The following is an 18,207-nucleotide window of genomic DNA, read 5'->3' on the forward strand; positions in this document are numbered from 1 at the left end:
GACACCTATACTACCGAAAGTTATCTGTGGATAACTCACCCCGTGAGGGGAGCGATTCCGGCAGAATCAGGGGCAGACATTGTCACCTTTGTCCTCGCACACCCGCATCGCACACCGCGTTGTTACGAGCCCAGGATTATTTGATGACCTATCCCTCATCGCACACCTCCGACGCACTACCTCAGCCTCCACAGCCGCTCTCGGGTGAGGTCGGCGAGCTGTATTGCACCGGCGAACGCTTTAACCTCTGGCGGTTTCGTCCCCCGGGATTTAGCTCACGAGATGCGCCCGCCGTGCTAAAAATTCCAGACCTCGGGCAGGTAGGGGAGGAGAGACACTCACAGATTATCGACCGGGCCCAACGGTTTAGCCATCCGCACGTGGTGCCACTGATTGGCGCCGTCGAGCTCCGCGACGATTCGGCGCCGCAGGTGGGATGCTGGCAACTGATGCGAGGTTCTCATGCCGCTAAACTCGTCAACACCATGGGTCCGCTGGAACTCGAGCAATGTTTGACCATTGTCATCCCGGTCGCTCAGGCGTTATCTGAACTACACCGACAAGGGCTCAGTCATGGCGGGTTGGGCCCGGCCGAGGTGGTTTTTGACCTCAACGGGGCGCCCTATCTCACGGATGCAGGACCGGGCCAACCGGTGCACGGTTTTGCGGCACCAGAACAGCACGCTAAGGCCTCAGCCGTGACATCGGCGACGGACGTGTATAGCTGGGCGGCGCTGTGCTGGTATCTTCTCACCGGACGAGTGCCGGGCAAAACATACGTGCGCGCTCCGCTCCCGTCCTTGGTGCCCAACATTGATGAACATGTGGTAGATGTTCTGGAGGCGTGTCTGGACGATGATCCGACACAACGCCCCACTATGCGTCATTGTCTGGAAGCTGCCGTGCATTGGGGCGAGCCCAGGGCGCTGGAGTTGCATTCGATTGTGGCTGCAGACGTGAGGATCTTACTTCCCACCAAATTGTCGGAACCACCGTCGGAGAAGAAAAACCGCCCCCGACGCCCCGCCCGAAGAAGGATACCGAAAACGCGTCGTGGCCTTCGGCAACGGGCCCAACGACGATTCATCGCTGGAGCGGGTGCCATGGCGGTTGGTTTAGCGCTGATTAGCGGGTCGCCGTCGTTGACGGCAGAGTCTCAAGAACCAGCCAGGGCCACACAGGACACTGTCTCGGTCACCGACCACATGGATCCGGAACGTTTGGATGAGCGGTTGGAACAGATTGTGCAACAACGCTCAGCGGCGTTTCGTACCACCGATCCGGACATGGTGGATCGTTATGCGGTCGGGGAATCTGAGGTGGCGGTTCACGATCGAGAAATGATTGAGGGCTTGGCGGAGCAGGGATTGAACTTGGAGGACTTTTCAATGCGCGGACAACGCACTGGCGAGGTTGAGATCCTGGATGATACGACAGTGCGTATTCCCGTCCAGTGGGGGTGGCCGCAACAGGAGGTGACGGACGAAGGTGCTCACGGCGTGGTCAGGGCGTCGGTACAAGAGTCACACGCTGATCTCGTGGTCACGTTGCAGTATGACCAGGAATGGAAAATAAGCCGGGTCCATGAGCACTAACGGCGCACACAGGCTTCGGGGCCACCGTCAGGATCCTCCTGGGAGGAATTGACGGTGGCCCCGAAACGTTGGGGATGATCTGCTTAGGGTATTACTGCCATAGCACAGCTACTAAAGCGGTAATGAGCGCGGTCCCGCCGGTCGCGTGGGCAATGCCAGTGGGGACCAGCTCACCCTTATTGACCTTGCGTTGGCCCACCCAGGCAACCACCAGCACCGTAATGCCCAGCACCAACTTGATAGTGAGCTTGATGCGGTTTGGTTCGCCCATCATTTCGGCCAATCCAAAGAGTACTAGTCCGGACAGCACAATCACGATGGCGCCCCAGAACTGCGACTTGGTCACCGTCGGTCGCTTGAAATGCGCGAACCATCCACCGACCACGGCTGCGAAACCGAGCAAGTGAATTGCAAGAAAAATGAGACGAACAATTTCCATAATGGTGGGGTCAAGCTCCTTTAGTTCAGACCAAGCTTTTAGTTCAGACCAAGCTCAGCGCCGAATTCCGCATTTTCAAGGCGGTTCTTCAACGTGGTCATGAAACGACCTGCGTCGGCACCATCGATGATCTGGTGGTCGTAGGTCAAGGACAGATACATCATGTCGCGGATCGCAATGCTGTCGTTACCTTCAGCATCCGGAACGATCATTGGTCGCTTGACGATGTTCCCCGGGCCCAAGATGGCCGACTGCGGCGCGTTGAGCACCGGGGTGTCGAACAAGGCGCCGAAGGACCCTAAATTGGTGATCGAGAAGGTACCACCTGAGAGTAGATCTGGCGAGATCTTGCCGGTCCGGGACTTCTCAGCCAGCTCAGCGATCTGGGAGGCGATGCCGGAGAGGTTCAGGTTGCCAGCGCCCTTGATAACCGGCACCAGCAGACCCTTTTCGGTATCAACGGCGATGCCGATGTCCTCGGAATCGTGGTAGGTGATTTCCTTGGACTCGGAGTTGTACTCGGCGTTGATGACCGGGTGAGCACGCAGTGCCTCCGCAGCTGCCAGAGTAATGAAGGCCAGGTAGGTCAGCTTGACGCCGTGCTGGGCCTGGAACTGTTCCTTGGCGGCATTGCGCAGGGCGACGATACGGGTCAAATCGACCTCGTGAACCTGGGTGAGCTGGGCAGTGGTGTGCAGGGAATCCGTCATGCGCTGGGCAATCACCTGGCGGGTGCGCGAAGCCTTCTCGGTGGAACCACGCTTGGACGGATCGACCGAGGACTTCGGCTCCGGAGGAGAGGATTGTGCAGGAGCCTGAGATGGTGTCGTTGCCGAGGAAGACTTCTGAGCCTGCTTCTCTTCGTACTTCTGAGCTTCAGCGGCAGTGAGCACGTCTTGACGACGGATCCGACCACCCACACCGGTACCGGTCACATCATTGAGGTCCACACCGGACTCACGGGCCAGACGACGTACCAGCGGGGTGACGTAGCCACCGCTACTCTGAGTCGCAGTGTCGGATTCCGCATCAGAAGCCGGTGTAGCCGGTTGTTCAGCCGGTTCTGCGCTCTGGGTGTCTTCGGTCTTGGCCTCGGCTTCGCCCTGATCCTGTGGCTCGGCCGGTGCCGGCTCCTCATCAGCTTGTTCGTCTGCGGTCTCGTGGGTGGACGAGTCGTCTGACGGCGTCTCGGAGGGGGACTCGGTGGCATCGCCGGAGCCCACGATAGCCAGGACATCACCGACCTCGGCAACATCGTCTTCGTTGACCTTGATCTCTAATAGAGTACCGGCGACCGGGGAGGGGATCTCCGTGTCGACCTTATCGGTGGAGATCTCCAACAGAGCTTCGTCCACCTCGACGGTGTCGCCGATGTCTTTCAGCCAACGAGTCACGGTACCTTCGGTGACCGATTCGCCGAGTTCTGGCAGGGTTACCTCTTCGCCCTCGCCGGAACCGCCGGAGGAAGCAGCCGGAGCCTGCTGGTCAGCGGAGTCGTCACCGGACTCCTCCGGTTGCTCTTCCTGCTGTTGATCTTCAGGTTTCTCTTCAGTCTCGTCTGCGGCGCCCTCGTCGTCGGAGGAAGAACCGCTGGCTTCATCGGCATCGCCAATCTGGGCTAAAGCCTGACCAACCTCAACGGTCTCGTCCTCGTCAACCAAAATCTCGACCAGGGTTCCGGCCACTGGGGAGGGAATTTCGGTGTCGACCTTATCGGTGGAGACTTCCACAATGGGTTCGTCGACTTCGACGGTGTCGCCAATTTCTTTGAGCCAACGCGTTACCGTTCCTTCGGTCACGGACTCGCCCAGCTCGGGCAGGTTCACGGTTTCTGACATGGTGTCCCGTTTCCTCTCTCAATTTCCCACTGATCTTGGGCCAATGATGTGCTGATGTCTTCGCTGCAGATCAGTGGTTGTCGGTGGTTCAAGGGTGGACGACGGTCGGTGCCTGCCAGCCACCCGGTGGGGTGGATGATTAGGCGTGCAGGGGGTGACCGAACAGCATCATGGCTGCTTCACCCAGCGATTCGTTCTGCGTCGGGTGAGCGTGCACCAGCGAAGCCACATCCTCAGGGTAGGCTTCCCAGTTGACGATCAACTGGGCTTCACCGACCTGCTCGGAAATGCGGGCACCAACGCCGAAGACTCCAACAATCGGGCCGTGCTTCTGACGCACCAGCTTAATCAACCCCTTCGTACCCAGGATCGAGGACTTACCGTTACCGGCCAGGTTGTACTCGGCGACTTCCACGTTGTCTTTACCGAAGCGCTCTTCAGCCTTGGGCTGGGTCAAACCAACCGAGACGATCTCGGGGTTGGTGAAGGTCACCGCAGGGATCCGTTCATCGGGAACGACCATCGGGTTGTTGCCGGCGATTTCTTCGGCCACGAAAATACCCTGCTGGTAACCACGGTGGGCCAGTTGCTTGCCCGGGACGATGTCACCGATGGCGTAGATGTTGCCCACGCCGGTGTGCAAACGCTCATTGGGGGTCACGAAGCCACGGTCCATCGGGATACCGACCTCTTCATAGCCCAAACCTTCAGTGTTGGGTCCACGGCCCACCGCGACCAAGCAGACTTCGGCTTCAAATTCTTTACCGTCCACCAGGGTGACCTTGACACCGTTGTCAGTTTCTTCGACCTTGTCGAAGAAGGTCCCCAGATTGGACTTGATGCCCTTGGACTTGAACTCACGCTCCAGGACCTTGATGATGGCCGGATCCTCGTTGGGGACCAAGTGGTCCAGGCCTTCGATGATGGTCACCTCAATGCCGAAGGAATTCCAGGCGGAGGCGAACTCAGAACCGATGACACCGCCACCGAGCACGATCGCTGACTTGGGCAAATAGTCCAGCTGTAAGGCCTCGAAGCTGGTCATAATCTTGTTGCCGATCGGCAGGCCCATGGTCTTGGAGTAGGAACCGGATGCCAGGATGATGTTCTCGCCCCGGTAGCGGGTACCATCGACCTCAATTTCGGACTCCGACACCAGCTTGCCTTCGCCCTCAATCACCGTGATCTTGCGCATCTTCATCAGGCCCTGTAGACCCTTGAACTTGCCGGAGACGATTTTGTCCTTGTAGTCACGGACCTTGGACATGTCGATGGACTCCAGGTTGGAGTTGACACCGATCTTGGAACCGCTGCGTGCTTCATCGGCTACTTCTGCAGCGTGCAGGTATGCCTTGGTCGGGATGCAACCAAAGTGCAAGCACGTCCCACCGAGTTTCTCTTTTTCGATCAGACCTACGCTGAATCCGTGCTGCACTGCTCGTAGAGCGGCACCATAACCGGCGGAGCCACCGCCGAGGATTAGGACGTCGAATTCTGTGGCGTTTTCGGTCACGTTGAGTTCTCCTCATCTAGGTCAAGCCTGTTTGGCTCGACAAATATCGACTTTTCGTCAGCGGTGCACCGTGCAGGACCGCACACTGATCCTCGATGCCTTTGATAACCAGCTTATCGCTGACAACCAGGCTGTTGCCACACATTGTCTGCGGTATTAACGACTGCGGTGTAAAACTCGTCACAGCTGATCTTGGAGCGCTGTTTTCGGGGCTGTCTTCGAATGTTTAGCTCTGCTGAGCGTTCTGGCGCAGGTATTCCACCAGGGTTCGAAGCATGACTCCGGTGGCATCTTTGGGCGTGTAGCCAAAGGGTGCCTCTTCGTTGAAACTGGGGCCGGCGATATCCAGGTGTGCCCAGGGGGTCTCGCCGACGAAGTCTCGAAGGAACGCCGCGGCGGTGAGCATTCCGCCAAACTTCGAGCCCATATTAGAGATATCAGCCACGCGTGAATCCAAGGACTCCCGCTGGTTCTCTGGTATCGGCATCGGCCAGATCAGCTCTCCGGCCCGTTGGGCGGCCTCGACCAGCTGGGTGCGGACCTGGTCGTGCCCCATTACGCCGGTGGTTCGTTGCCCCAAGGCCACCATTTGAGCGCCGGTGAGAGTGGCAATGTCAATTACAGCAGCGGGGGCTTCTTCGGTGGCGGCTACCAGCGCATCGGCCATCACGACGCGACCTTCGGCGTCGGTGTTCATGATTTCCACGGTCTTTCCGTTACGGATGGTCACGATATCGGAGGGCTTGACGGCCGTGCTGGAGGGCATGTTTTCGGCCATGGCCAGCCAGCCGGTGACCTTGATCGGCAGGTTCAGTGCCGCCACCGTGTTGATCACCGCGGCCACGGTGGCAGCTCCGGTCATATCGGTTTTCATGGTCAGCATAGAATTGGCGGGCTTGAGCGAAATCCCTCCGGTGTCGAAGGTGATGCCTTTGCCCACCAGGGCAACGTGAGTCGGCTGGACGTGCGAGTCCGTGGCGGGCGGATAGGAGAGCCTGACTAGCCGGGGCGGGTGGGCCGATCCCTGACCGATACCCAGAATGCCACCGCACCCTTCGGCGTCGAGTTGTTGTTCATCCCAGATCTCGCAACTGATCTGTGGCTGATCGGAGACCAGCTGGGTGACGAACTCGGCGAAAGACTCGGGGTAGAGCACCGAGGCTGGAGTATTGACCAGGTTCATCACCGTGTGCACACCACGACTGATCTGAGACGCCTCAGTCACAATACGTTCGGCTTGTTCTTCCTCCACTGCGGTGCGGATCACGAATTCGTCAGCGACCAAGCGATCCTGTCCCTGCCCGGTCGCATCGTGCGGAGTCTCGTCGTTGCTGGTACGCGTTGAAAAGGCGGTGAACCGGTAGCTTGCAATGGCAGCACCTTCGGCAACGGCCTGGAGCAGCTCGGGCGAATCAGCGCCCATCTCAAACACCACGGTGGACACCGGGTGCTGGTCCAACAGGTGGCGAACCGCAGCACCGGCGGCGCGACGGTAGCTTTCGGGTCCCAGAGTATCCGGTTGGCGCTGATCGGGGACCGGCGTGCCCTGCGGGGCTGGTTTGGCCGAGCCTAAGCCAACGAAGGCGATCTTGCGGGCGGCAACATCTTCTGGAGCGGGGAAGACCAGAACCTTCTCGGCAGCACCGGTGACGTGGAAATCACTCAGCAGGCGATGGAGACTCTCCGGGGCGTCGGAGGCCACCAATGTTCCGGATTCTTCTCCGGCGGCGACCCCGTAGATCACCAGATCGGCTTCCGGTGCAACGGTGGTATAACGCAGGTGCGGTTCGGCGCAGAACTTGCTCATGAGTTCGGTGATTTCAGTCAACGACATCACTTCCCGGTGATTCATACATCTTTACAATGACAACGCAGTTAATCCTAGACAGTCACCGCTATCTTGTCGCCCGTCACAGGGGCGTAACGTGAAGGGTTCCTCTCAGAGCGCAGACGAGTAAAGAGCTGCCTGGCCCGGTCAAGGGAGGATGGAATTAAAGGGAGGTTGGAATAGATCGGGTAGGGGACACAGTTATAGTGCACAAGATCGATAGAATCGACAGAACACTTGATATTCCAGGACGTGAGGAGGCTTCTGGATGCAGGATCCGCATCACCTAATCCAGTTCAGTCCCGCCGGTCGTGACCTCATGACCGGGTCCGAGGACGATCCCTCACCGTTGCGAGGAACCAAACTACTACTGCTTTTCGGTGGTCATCTGGATGCCGGGCACCTTACCGAACAGATCCGGTACCTTTTGTTCAACCGGCTCAATCACGAGCAACTGATCACCTTTGATACTGATCAGCTCATTGATTACCGGGCTCAACGCCCCCACATTACCTTTGACGGGGAAAAATTCACCGACTATCAGCGTCCGGAAATCTCGCTGGATGTTTTTACCGATGAAATGGACCAACCGTTTTTGGTACTGTCCGGCCCTGAGCCGGACTACCAGTGGGAACGTTTCTCCGATGCGGTCATGTCCATCGTGCGCGAACTGGACCTGTCACAGGTCGCGATAGTGGACGCTATTCCGCTTCCGGTTCCACACACTCGTCCCTTGGGCGTGACCACGCACGGTAGCCGGGAGGAATTACTCGAAGGACTGTCCACCTGGTCTCCTCAGGCCCAGATGTTGGCCGGTATGTCGCAATTACTCGAGGTCAAGCTCACCGAGAACGGCCGAAAGGTCACCGGGTTCACCCTGCACGTGCCACATTATCTGGCCGATGCAACCTACCCGCAGGCGGCTGTGGCCGGACTGGAATACCTTTCAGCGGCGATGGGCATCGTGGTGCCCACCGATGAGTTGCGTGAAGCGGGACGTCAGGTTGATCGGCAACTGGCCCAACAAACCGAGAACTCCCCCCAGATTTCACACATGGTTGTGGCCCTGGAAGCTCAGTTCGACCGGTATACCGAAGACCAGGAACAGCCGCGTTCTTTGCTTCTGCCGCCGAACCAGCACATTCCCGACGGCGAAGAGATTGGTGCTCAAGCCGAGGACTTCCTTAATACCCAGTCGCAACACAACGCCGAGCGACTCGGGTTGAGCTCAACTGCACGCGACGAGGACGAGTCGGCCGAAGAATCCAATGGCGCGGAGTCGGGTTCGGAAACTGACGGAGACAACCCTCAGGACTCGGACGGGCGCTAGATCCCCAAGCGCTAAGTCGGGCTGGTTCTCCACAATGTCGGTCCTGCGCTGAAACCGTCCACAGTTCATCTCGCTAGATAGTGTCGTCTCCGATGATGGACTGATGCTGGGTACATGACAGAAAATAATCAGCATTCAGTAGCCCTTGGAACCACCGACTCAACACCACCAGCCCGGTCGCAAGGACCACGACAGTTTCTCGCCAGAACTGAGGAAGATGTCCTGGCCTTCGTGCAGAATACGTTGGGATTCGTCCCCCAACGAAGTTGCGTGTTAATTAGCACCTGCGAATCCAGCTTCCGCGCCGTACTGCGTGTCGATCTGCCAGCGCTAGATGACCCCGTCGGTGAGGACGAATTCCCTATTTCCACCGGATTCTTCGATCGCGTGGCGACAACCCTGCGCACCGATCCAAAGGCCGACGGTTGCTTTATGCTCTTGCAATCCGAAGATGACACGGTGGGCGATCCCGGTCCGGTCGACCGGCTAGCTGGATACCGACGCTTTGCTGCAAACCTGCAAGAGCATTTGCGCCACCACCAATTACCGGCTCAAGAAGTTTGGGTGCTCAGCCCACACCGAGTATGGCACCTGGACTGCGCGCACGGAGCCGAATGCCCCGTCCAGGGTGCGACGTTGGACGCGACCGAAAACAGTTTCTTAGACCTCTCAATGCGCGCCGACGGTGTTGACACACCCCGAGGCCCGAACGATTTGGTGTTGCCGTTTAATGCCCAACGACTGGCCGAACAACTTGAAACGTGGCCAGCAATGGACCCCACACAGCGCCATCAGGTCGCTGAGGCAAACACCCCCGAGCAAATTCGTGCCTTATACGCGGACCTTCAGGCGTGGGACCGCCTGCTGTCTGGCGAGACCCTACCGCAGTCGCTGGAATCTACTGAATGGTGTGATCTCGTCCGTGGGCTGGGCGAAGACCGTTACCGTGACATGGTGCTCAATATCGCCTGTTTTGGTCTTGAGCCTGCCTTGGCGGGAGCCATCCACCTGGGCCTGATCCCTCAAGGCTATGCCGATGAGTTCGACGTGATCCCCACAGCAACCAGTGGCACACAGTTCAGTCAAGCATTTATCGGTGCTTCGGACACCGTGGCAGACTGGACCCGGATCCAGCGGTTTGAAGATTGTGCACGGTATGCAATGAGTATCTACGACGGTCCGGAAGTCCTTGTTTTAGGGATTTACCTTGTCTATATCGAGTGGGTGAGAGGCCGAGGGAGCATTGCAGCCAATTACCACCGCCAGCTACAACATGCCGGGGGAGACGGATATGAACTGTTGAACCTACTGGGCAAGACTCTGGACCGTGGAATGGTCTGTGATTGGGCCAAAGATGCCAAGCGGGCATGGTCTTCCAGCGGTCGTACCTGATGTTCATCTTCTGGGCAGGACTGTGTTCGCTGTCATGGTGCAAAAGACCAGCGAAAAACATGTAATAATGAGTGCCTAGTTCGACGATGACGTCTGCTGGGTGAAAAGCGAAGAACTTTTTGCCCGGTTTAGGGAATAAGACCTCGACTGTGATCGTTGCACCTGCTATGGACCCTGTTTCTGCGGGACAGAACCGGTTGGCTTTCCGATGCGAAAGAACAGCGAGATTCTGTCCATTGCAACGCAGACTTGACAGGGTCATAGGTGTGTAGACCACTGTCTGTTGAACGGGATTGACCCGTAGGAAAGGTATCGAGTGACTGACAGTACCGTAAAGATCGACGCTGTCGACCCAGAAAGCGCGGCATCGAAGTCTTCGACACGAAAGAAGACCACGACGAAGGCCTCGACAACGAAGGCCTCCACGGCCAAGGCCTCGACGACTCGGACGAAGAAGAGCTCGTCCAAGAAGAAGACGACGGGTACTTCGTCCACCGGTAAGTCTGGTGCTAAATCAACGGCCAAATCGACGAGCAAGAAGTCGACTGCGGGGAAGAAAACCACCGCGAAGAAGGCTTCCGGTAAGAAGGCAACTCAGGCCGAGACCGAGCCGGTGGTCGACGACGAAGAGGTTGACGATACCTTATTGGATGAGGACACCGATGACTTCGCCGAGGATGAGGCCGATGATATCGAGGTCGAAGGTGAAGACGATACTCCGGTAGATCTCGATGATCTGGTTGAAGACCAAGAGCCGGAGACCAAGAACGACCGGGGAGTCGTGGATGCGTTTAAGGGGCAGAAGGTCTCGCCGAGCAAAGACGACAATGATAGTTCGTCCTCCGGCTTCGTGGTGTCTGATGCGGAAGATGATGCCCCGGCTCAGCGCGTAAACGTCACTGGTGCCACCGCCGATCCGGTCAAGGACTATCTGAAGCAAATCGGTAAGGTCGCGCTGTTGAATGCAGAACAGGAGGTAGACCTTGCGTTGCGTGTCGAGGCAGGTCTCTACGCTGAGCACAAGATGCAGAAAGAGACCTACGATGACCCGCGCATGCGCCGAGACATGCAATTGGTGATCGCTGATGGACGTCGGGCGAAGAACCACCTGCTAGAAGCAAACCTGCGTTTGGTGGTGTCGCTGGCTAAGCGCTACACCGGTCGTGGCATGTTGTTCCTGGACCTGATTCAGGAAGGCAACCTCGGTCTGATCCGTGCGGTCGAGAAGTTCGACTACACCAAGGGCTTCAAGTTCTCGACATACGCCACCTGGTGGATCCGCCAGGCGATCACTCGCGCGATGGCAGATCAAGCCCGCACGATTCGTATTCCGGTGCACATGGTCGAAGTCATCAACAAGTTGGCTCGCGTACAGCGCCAGATGCTCCAGGACCTGGGTCGGGAGCCCACACCGGAAGAATTGGCCGCCGAGCTCGATATGACGCCCGAAAAGGTGGTCGAGGTTCAAAAGTATGGTCGCGAACCGATCTCCTTGCACACTCCACTGGGCGAAGATGGAGACTCTGAGTTTGGTGACTTGATTGAGGACTCCGAAGCAGTTGTTCCTTCTGACGCGGTGTCTTTCACGTTGTTGCAAGAACAACTGCACTCGGTGTTGGACACCCTGTCTGAGCGAGAAGCTGGCGTGGTGGCGATGCGCTTTGGTCTCACCGATGGACAGCCCAAGACGTTGGACGAGATCGGTCGGGTCTACAGCGTGACCCGCGAACGCATCCGCCAGATTGAATCCAAGACGATGTCGAAATTGCGCCACCCATCTCGGTCGCAGGTTCTGCGCGATTATCTCGAGTAAGAACTCTGCCGTCGCCTGAGACAGCAGGTCTGAGCAGATAACAGCGGGGCGGTTCTCATGATCTGGGGAGAACCGCCCCGCTGTTGCTGTTTGTGCGTTGGAGTCTTATTCGCTACTGGCACCTTCGTGCAGACGCTGGGTCTCATCGTGCCAGGTGCTGGTTTGAGGACGCAACTGGTCCTCGACCTGGCGCGCATGGTGAGCGCAGAACAACAACACGCCACCGGAGGCGAGAACTGCCCGAACGTAGGCCTGTGCGCCGCACCGATCGCAACGATCGGCACCGGTCAAGGTCGGTGACTCAACTGTTGTTGCTGTGGACATTGGGCCTCCTCTGTGTGGTCCAAGCGAAGTTGGGCGGTTGGTACCACCCTCGCAGGTACATGCTGTCTTTGACAAGTTCAACACAAGCATCTCGCCTTTTAGTCCCGGCACACCCCTGAGTGGACAACGCCGTGGGCGAAACGCCATCGAACGGGTGCTGGACCTGACCAATGATTGCATTGATTTCCGGACATGGTCGCGTTTCTGTCAGAGCTTAAGCGAAAGGCGAACCAAGAACATGTGCCGGAACGCCAAAATACTTCCGGCGAGACAAAAAACGGCTAGTGTCAACAGGAGAGAAAATCCAAGCTCTTAAGCGCCCATCACTCAGCAGATGAAAGGTCAGCGGATTCCGTGTCTCGAAACAGTGAATACAATGCCCATCAGCTTTCCGTACTCGAAGGACTTGAGGCGGTTCGTAAGCGGCCGGGCATGTATATTGGCTCTACCGATTCCCGGGGGCTGATGCACTGTCTCTGGGAGATCATCGATAACTCCGTGGACGAAGCTCTGGCCGGCTACGGGCAGTCCATCACCATCACGTTGGATGCCGATGGCAGTGTGGAGGTTGAAGACCACGGACGCGGTATTCCTGTCGACCTCGAGCCCCGTACCGGCTTGTCTGGTGTCGAAGTGGTGTTTACAAAGCTCCACGCCGGCGGAAAATTTGGTAGTGGTTCCTATAACGCCGCCGGTGGCCTCCACGGTGTGGGCGCGTCAGTCGTTAACGCGCTGAGCTCTCGTCTGGACGTGCACGTTTTTCGTGGTGGCAAGACTTACCAGATGTCGTTCCAGCGCGGGAAGCCAGGGACCTTTGAAGATCATCGGGTTCCCAGCCCCGAGGCGCCGTTTAGTCCGAAAACAGAAGCCGGAGATATCCCCGTGGTGGGCAAGGCGAAGCGCGGACACACCGGTACGAAGGTGCGCTATTGGGCCGATGAACAGATTTTCACCCCGGATGCCACCTTCCAGTACCAAGAACTTGAAGACCGTGCCCGTCAGACCGCATATCTGGTGCCCGGCCTGAGGATTACGATCCGAGATTTGCGTCGGTTGCCGGGTACTGCCGGAGCCGAGGGGCCCCACGAACAGGTCTTCCAATACGACGGGGGTATCTCGGAATTCGTCGACCACCTCTCTACACTGAATCCGGTTACCGATATTTGGCGGTTGCAGGGATCAGGGTCCTTTACCGAACGCGTGCCGGTTCTCGACGAGGACGGACGTGCCCAAATGCAGGATGTGGACCGTGATTGCGATGTGGATATCGCTCTGCGTTGGGACATTGGGTACGACACTCGGGTGAAAACTTTCGTGAATATCATTGCTACCCCGAAGGGCGGTACTCACCTCTCCGGTTTTGAACAAGCTATGACGAAGGTGTTCCGGAAAGCGATTCAGGCCAATTCCCGGAAACTGAAGCCCGGTCAGGACAAAATCGAGCGCGACGATATCCTGGCGGGACTTACCGCGGTGCTCACCGTGCGTCTGGCCGAACCGCAATTCGAAGGTCAAACCAAAGAGGTGCTGGGTACTCCGGCTGCCAAACAAATCGTCAATAAGGTGGTCACCGAGCAACTGGGCGCGATTTTGAAGTCCACGAAACGCCAGGACAAACAACAGACCACCCAACTGTTGGAGAAGATCGTCGCGGAGATGAAATCGCGGGTCTCGGCCCGAACTCATAAAGAAAATCAGCGACGCAAGAACGCACTAGAAACCTCGACCATGCCGGCCAAGCTGGCCGACTGCCGCACCAATGACGCCATCGGGTCAGAATTGTTCATTGTTGAGGGTGACTCAGCGCTGGGGACGGCGAAAATGGCTCGTTCCTCGGAGTTCCAGGCGCTGTTTCCGATTCGCGGCAAAATTCTCAATGTTCAAAAGGCCTCAGTGGGGGACATGCTCTCCAATGCTGAGTGTTCAGCGCTGATTCAAGTGGTCGGCGGTGGCTCGGGGCGGTCCTTTGATTTGAACGCGGCCCGCTACGGCAAGGTGATTTTGATGACCGATGCTGACGTGGACGGGGCTCATATTCGCACTTTGCTGTTGACCTTATTCTTCCGCTACATGCGCCCGATGGTGGAAGCCGGCCGGATTTACGCCGCTGTTCCACCGTTGCACCGGGTTGAAATTATCAACTCTGGCTCGAAGGAGAACGAGGTCATGTACACCTATTCCGAACAAGAGCTCAAAAACCTGCTGGGCTCGCTGGAAGCCGATGGCCGGAAGTATAAGGAGCCAATCCAGCGGTATAAGGGTCTGGGCGAGATGGATGCCGACCAGCTCTCAGAAACCACGATGGATCCGCGCTTCCGCACGCTGCGGCGGGTGAATATTTCCGAATTTGAGGCGGCCGAAGAGATCTTTGAGCTACTGATGGGGTCCCATGTGGCCCCGCGCAAGGATTTCATTATCTCTGGGGCACAAGAGCTCAACCGGGAACAGATTGATGCCTAGTGGTTACGGTAATACTCGGCGGTGAGCTCTAGTCCGCGGTCAATGCTGATCTCGGGTTTCCAGGCCAAAACCTCACGGGTACGACGCTGGTCGAACCAGTGGGCGGTGGAGAGCTGTTCGGCGAGAAACCGGGTCAGTGGGGGCTCATCGTCATGTTCTCCGGTGAGGTCCCAGATCTTTTCAATCACGGCTCCAGCGACGGTGGCCAGCCCGGCCGGTAATCGCAAGGTGGGTTCTACAGCGCCACCGGCGATGGCAATCTGACGAATCAGTTCACCGACCGGACGGGGTTCCCCGTTGGTGACGACCAGGGCTTCACCGTGGTGGTTTTCGATAGCTGACACGGCTGCGAGCACCGCCGAGATAGCGTTGTCGATAAACAGCGTGTCGATCGGTGGGGCACCGGAACCCAGGATGGGCATACGGTGGCTGCGGGCGCGATCGGTGATGCGTTCGGTCAGCTGGGTATCACCAGGGCCCCACATCAGATGGGGGCGAAGCACCAGCACACGGAAGTCTTCGCGGTCAGCTGCAAGGACCAGGCGCTCACCGGCTGCTTTGGTTGCGGCGTAGTGCCCGCGTGCCTGGTCGGGGTCGGCCGGTTGGGCGGTGGTACCCACCAGAGAGCGACCGGCGTGAGCGACCGAGGGAGAGGATATGTGAATCCAGCGGTTCACCGTTCCCGCCCGGTGTGCAGCATCTAGCAGGTTGCCCGTGCCCTGAATGTTGACGTTACGGTACGCTTCGGCCGGACCCGAAACAGAAACCTTGGCGGCTACGTGGATGATGGTGTCTACACCCTGGACCGCGCGGGCAACCAGTTCCGGGTCGGTGATCGATCCCAGCACGTCGTAAGCGCCGGCGATCCCGCTTCGGCGACGCTGCAACGTGGTTAGCTGTGCGCCGGCAGCGACCAGCGCGGATGCGACACCGGAACCCAGCAGTCCCGAGGCTCCGGTGACCAGGACATGACGCGTGCTGAGATTGGGCAGAGCAACGGCGAAACGATTCATGGCTTGCCAACCTTTCCTCCGGTGAGGACTCGATCGGCCCAGCGGGCCAACCGGGAGCGGTCAATCTTGGAGTTATGGCGGGTATCCACCGGGATGCTGTCGACTACCAATACGGCGGCGACCGGAACATCTCCCGGTGTGGTGACCGCGCTGCGCACGGTTGCCGTCAGTTGGGTGGGAGCCAGTCCAGGCTTGATTGGGCCAGTGACCTCACGCTCGGGTTCGATAATGACCACCAGCGCTTGGGTGCCGGCCGGTCCGTGTCCGACAGCTGCAGCCCGGTATACCTCTGGTAATGCGGCGACGTTTTCTTCGATGTGCACCGGTCCCAGGGGTCCAGCCGGGGTGGAGATGACGTGGTGGGTGCGACCTTCGATCCAGAGTCGGCCGTGCGCATCTAGATGGCCGATATCGCCGGTGCGGTGCCAGCGTAACCCGTCGAGCTGATCGCGGGAGGCTTGAGCGGTGGTGTACCACAGTGCGTCATAGCCTTGGCGCATATGGGAGGCCGACACCACGATTTCGCCCAGCTGGTCCACCGTATCCTCGGGGTTATACAGTGTTTCGGCGGGGATACCATGGTCATCCAGCGGGGCCATGGTGAGGCGGACTTCACCGGCCGGGGTGCCCACCAGTACACCGGGGTTGCCGGCGGTGTCTGCCACGGGGGCGGAGTGGTTGATGTCGGTAAGTACCAGCGACTCGGTCATGCCATACGGGGAGTGGATCTCGGCTTGTGGCATCAACACCTGAATATCTCTGACTAGGTCCTGGGACACCGGAGCCCCGGCCGAGAGCATCATGGTAATCCCGGCCAGTGCTTCGCGCTGGGCACGGGAGAGTTCCCGGGCGGTTGCTGCCACATTGCGCAATGCCGCCGGGGAACCAAAGGCGATCGTGGACTGACCGGCAATGGCCGCATCGGCCAGAGCAGAGGCGGTCAGGGTTGCCGGTTTGGTGACCGACATGCGCGGGGTGACCGAGGTCGCACCAATGGCCGGGCCCAGCAGCGCGAAGGGCGCGAACCCAGCCAAAAGCGAGGCGCCGGGAGTGACGCCGAAGGTATCGCGCAACAGCTGGGTGAGGTGGGAGAGCCCGGTGTGGGTGTAGCGCACACCCTTGGCCGGCCCGGTGGAGCCGGAGGTGAACAGGATGGCGGCCAGACTCTCGGGGTCCGGGGTGGGAGCCTGTAGGGCTGAAAGCCGGGTAGTGGTTTTCTCGCGCAGTGCCATACCATAGAGCGAGTCTTCGACGCCCAGTACGCCAGCCAGCGGAGTGGACAGGGTGGACACCGAGATGCGACGGCCTGGCCATCCCTGGGCGCGAGCCAGGATCAGTCCGGGGGTTTCACCAATAATCCAGTCCGGGTTGGCGCTACGAACAGCTCGGGTCATACCGGTGATCCCCAGCCCTTGATCGGCAATTACCGCGACACCGCCGATGCGCAACAGTGCGTAAAGTCCCGCGGTCAGATCACGTCCGGGAGGAACCAGGATGCAGACCCGGTCCCCGGGGCGCAGTCCAAGATCCCACAGCCCCTGGGCTATGGCGGCCACGAGCTGGGAAAGCTGAGCCCAGGAAACGGTGAAGGGTTTTCCGCGGTAGCTGACCGACATATCCACCAGGGCCGCAGCTGCGGAGTCTTCGCCACGGTACAGGAACTCCCACAGTGGCTGGTAGGGCACCTCGTGGGCTGAGCCGGCGGGGCGGGGTTGGTTGGCAGAGTGACCACTGTGTGTGATGGTGGCGGTGGTGTTGACGGTAGGAGAGTTGTCGTCGGCGGAGAGTTGTTGGGAGACCCATTCCAGGACGATAGCGGCGTAGTCGACGTCTTCGACGATCAGGTGCCCGCCGGTTTCCACTCGGTGCACATCGGCTTGAGGCAGGCGTTGGCGCAAATCGTTGAGGTAGCGATCCTGGAATACCGGATCTGTAGCACCCCAGATGATCAGGGCCGGTAACGAGGTCTCGCTGAGTGCTGTGGCCACTCGGCGGAGCGCAGGAGCACTGCGGTGGGTGGCATCAGTGGGGATGTCGGCGACGAACCCGCCCACACCGCCACGGTCGGCTTGGCGCCGGTAAGGCAGGTTCAGTGGATCGCGCACCGCAGGGGAGCAGGAAGGGGATCGTCCTCGGACTGGTGCACGGCCGTGTTCAGTGTCATCAGCCCGGCGAGGTGATGGGATCCAGCCTGATGCGCTCGCAGAGCAGCGCCCAAGGAGATGACCCCGCCCCAGTCGTGGCCGAGGGTGAAGACCGGGTGCTCAGCTTCCGGGATGAGAACTGTGAGCAATTCCTGCAGATCGGTGATCCGATCCTCCAGGGCCAGGTAGTCGCCACCATTGCCGCTGTGACGAAGCAGTCGCCGGTGGGCTAACCGGTCGGAGAGTCCCATGTCCCGCTGGTCGGGGGCGATCACCCGGATGACTGGGTATCGTTGTGGGTCGGAGACGGCCCGGTCGTAGGTGGTGTTGAGCAATGCGCGCCACAGATACGACCAGGTGGGGTTGCCGTGTACGGCCACGATGGTGGCGTGGGGGGTGTCCCTATGGTGTTTGTCAAGCCGCGGTCGGGGTGCGGGGTTCGTATAGGGTGCCTGTTTTCATCATCGCGTACATGACGTTTAGTCGACGCCGGGCTAGGCACATGATCGCTGCGTTAT

The 18,207-nt window shown here is 59.0% G+C and carries 13 protein-coding genes; 5 read left to right on the plus strand and 8 right to left on the minus strand.

What is annotated here, in order from left to right; genetic code table 11:
- The first annotated feature begins 143 nt into the window (after positions 1-143).
- Complete coding sequence (locus DCC24_RS07740) at positions 144-1,595, plus strand: protein kinase (protein ID WP_110099345.1); 1,452 nt, start codon at positions 144-146, stop codon at positions 1,593-1,595.
- A 91-nt stretch (positions 1,596-1,686) separates the two neighbouring features.
- Here the strand turns inward: DCC24_RS07740 and DCC24_RS07745 are convergent, their stop codons facing one another.
- The 4 genes from DCC24_RS07745 to DCC24_RS07760 form a co-directional block, all read right to left on the minus strand.
- Positions 1,687-2,034 (minus strand): hypothetical protein, encoded by a 348-nt coding sequence (locus tag DCC24_RS07745; RefSeq protein ID WP_110099346.1) that lies wholly within the window; start codon positions 2,032-2,034, stop codon positions 1,687-1,689.
- 38 nt (positions 2,035-2,072) lie between these two features.
- A complete protein-coding gene (gene sucB / locus DCC24_RS07750) occupies positions 2,073-3,872 on the minus strand; it encodes a 2-oxoglutarate dehydrogenase, E2 component, dihydrolipoamide succinyltransferase (protein ID WP_110099347.1) in 1,800 nt (599 codons plus the stop codon).
- Positions 3,873-4,011: 139 nt separating this feature from the next.
- Positions 4,012-5,385: a dihydrolipoyl dehydrogenase gene (gene lpdA, locus DCC24_RS07755; RefSeq protein ID WP_110099348.1), complete on the minus strand. Its 1,374-nt coding sequence runs from the start codon at positions 5,383-5,385 to the stop codon at positions 4,012-4,014.
- A 226-nt stretch (positions 5,386-5,611) separates the two neighbouring features.
- Positions 5,612-7,237, minus strand: coding sequence for a leucyl aminopeptidase (locus DCC24_RS07760; RefSeq protein WP_233492027.1), 1,626 nt, complete (start codon positions 7,235-7,237; stop codon positions 5,612-5,614).
- 244 nt (positions 7,238-7,481) lie between these two features.
- Between DCC24_RS07760 and DCC24_RS07765 the strand changes: the two genes are divergently transcribed.
- The 3 genes from DCC24_RS07765 (at position 7,482) to DCC24_RS07775 (ending at position 11,748) form a co-directional block, all read left to right on the plus strand.
- A complete protein-coding gene (locus tag DCC24_RS07765; protein ID WP_110099349.1) occupies positions 7,482-8,543 on the plus strand; it encodes a proteasome assembly chaperone family protein in 1,062 nt (353 codons plus the stop codon).
- 114 nt (positions 8,544-8,657) lie between these two features.
- Positions 8,658-9,935: a DUF4192 family protein gene (locus tag DCC24_RS07770; RefSeq protein ID WP_110099350.1), complete on the plus strand. Its 1,278-nt coding sequence runs from the start codon at positions 8,658-8,660 to the stop codon at positions 9,933-9,935.
- 316 nt (positions 9,936-10,251) lie between these two features.
- Positions 10,252-11,748, plus strand: coding sequence for an RNA polymerase sigma factor (locus DCC24_RS07775; RefSeq protein ID WP_110099351.1), 1,497 nt, complete (start codon positions 10,252-10,254; stop codon positions 11,746-11,748).
- 105 nt (positions 11,749-11,853) lie between these two features.
- On the opposite strand, the gene DCC24_RS07780 is transcribed toward DCC24_RS07775, so the two are convergent.
- On the minus strand, positions 11,854-12,072 hold the full coding sequence (locus tag DCC24_RS07780) for a hypothetical protein (protein WP_110099352.1): 219 nt from the start codon (positions 12,070-12,072) through the stop codon (positions 11,854-11,856).
- Positions 12,073-12,426: 354 nt separating this feature from the next.
- On the opposite strand from DCC24_RS07780, the gene DCC24_RS07785 reads away from it, so the two are divergent.
- On the plus strand, positions 12,427-14,532 hold the full coding sequence (locus DCC24_RS07785) for a type IIA DNA topoisomerase subunit B (protein WP_110099353.1): 2,106 nt from the start codon (positions 12,427-12,429) through the stop codon (positions 14,530-14,532).
- Here DCC24_RS07785 and DCC24_RS07790 read toward each other — a convergent pair.
- Genes DCC24_RS07790 through DCC24_RS07800 form a run of 3 tightly spaced genes read right to left on the minus strand, consistent with a single transcriptional unit; the run spans position 14,529 to position 18,069 of the window.
- Positions 14,529-15,545: an NAD(P)-dependent oxidoreductase gene (locus DCC24_RS07790; protein ID WP_110099354.1), complete on the minus strand. Its 1,017-nt coding sequence runs from the start codon at positions 15,543-15,545 to the stop codon at positions 14,529-14,531. The genes DCC24_RS07785 and DCC24_RS07790 overlap by 4 nt on opposite strands.
- A complete protein-coding gene (locus DCC24_RS07795; RefSeq protein ID WP_110099355.1) occupies positions 15,542-17,650 on the minus strand; it encodes an alpha/beta fold hydrolase in 2,109 nt (702 codons plus the stop codon). Before DCC24_RS07795 ends, DCC24_RS07790 begins: the two co-directional genes overlap by 4 nt.
- On the minus strand, positions 17,635-18,069 hold the full coding sequence (locus tag DCC24_RS07800) for an alpha/beta fold hydrolase (protein WP_110099356.1): 435 nt from the start codon (positions 18,067-18,069) through the stop codon (positions 17,635-17,637). The genes DCC24_RS07795 and DCC24_RS07800 overlap by 16 nt, the downstream gene beginning before the upstream one ends.
- Positions 18,070-18,207: the final 138 nt, after the last annotated feature.

This window comes from Auritidibacter sp. NML100628 (genome assembly GCF_003185985.1).
Taxonomy (GTDB): Bacteria; Actinomycetota; Actinomycetes; order Actinomycetales; family Micrococcaceae; genus Auritidibacter; species Auritidibacter ignavus.

Coding starts and splice junctions, on each gene's coding strand:
- DCC24_RS07740 (WP_110099345.1), top strand. CDS start 144: ATGACCTATCCCTCATCGCACACCTCCGACGCACTACCTCAGCCTCCA.
- DCC24_RS07745 (WP_110099346.1), bottom strand. CDS start 2,034: ATGGAAATTGTTCGTCTCATTTTTCTTGCAATTCACTTGCTCGGTTTC.
- sucB (WP_110099347.1), bottom strand. CDS start 3,872: ATGTCAGAAACCGTGAACCTGCCCGAGCTGGGCGAGTCCGTGACCGAA.
- DCC24_RS07760 (WP_233492027.1), bottom strand. CDS start 7,237: ATGAATCACCGGGAAGTGATGTCGTTGACTGAAATCACCGAACTCATG.
- DCC24_RS07765 (WP_110099349.1), top strand. CDS start 7,482: ATGCAGGATCCGCATCACCTAATCCAGTTCAGTCCCGCCGGTCGTGAC.
- DCC24_RS07770 (WP_110099350.1), top strand. CDS start 8,658: ATGACAGAAAATAATCAGCATTCAGTAGCCCTTGGAACCACCGACTCA.
- DCC24_RS07780 (WP_110099352.1), bottom strand. CDS start 12,072: ATGTCCACAGCAACAACAGTTGAGTCACCGACCTTGACCGGTGCCGAT.
- DCC24_RS07790 (WP_110099354.1), bottom strand. CDS start 15,545: ATGAATCGTTTCGCCGTTGCTCTGCCCAATCTCAGCACGCGTCATGTC.